Annotated in this window: 2 pseudogenes; both read right to left on the bottom strand. The window is 61.2% G+C overall.

Going from position 1 to position 430, the window contains the following annotated elements:
* A pseudogene (locus tag ACODSV_RS36350) lies at nt 1–182 on the bottom strand (phospholipase); the annotation flags it as partial.
* Nucleotides 179–430 (bottom strand): annotated as a pseudogene (locus tag ACODSV_RS36345) (DUF2345 domain-containing protein); the annotation flags it as partial. The pseudogenes ACODSV_RS36350 and ACODSV_RS36345, both read right to left, overlap by 4 nt.

The raw sequence follows: 430 nt of genomic DNA, 5'->3' as shown, positions 1-430 counted from the left end.
GTTTTGGTGGCCTGGGCGATCGCCAGGTGCACGGCCTTGAAGGTTTCTTCACCGTTGATCAGCGGTTGATAGGTCGCCAGCGCGGGTGGATATTCGGTGTTCTGCACGTACCAGGGCGGGGTGCAGGTGACCTGCTGGGTGTGTTGCAGGGCGACGGGGCTGACGATGTCGGGTTCGGTCATGAGGCTTTCCCTTCCTGTTCACTGATTGCTCTGATCGCTGCCGCGTACAAGGCACGGTGATCGGTGTGCGAGGTGGGTTGGCTCACCTCGGCGTCGGCTCGCGAGCGGTGGTTGTGCATGCCGCCATTGGCAAGGTGTGCTTGTTCAGCGTTTCGATAGTCGGTGGGCACTGGGATCTGGCAGTTCACACCGTTGGCCAACTCCATTCGGTACTGCTGGGTCACGACCGCGTGGTCGATCAACACCTG

Source organism: Pseudomonas sp. FG86 (assembly GCF_057808775.1).
This window is presented reverse-complemented; position numbering and strand designations above follow the sequence as displayed.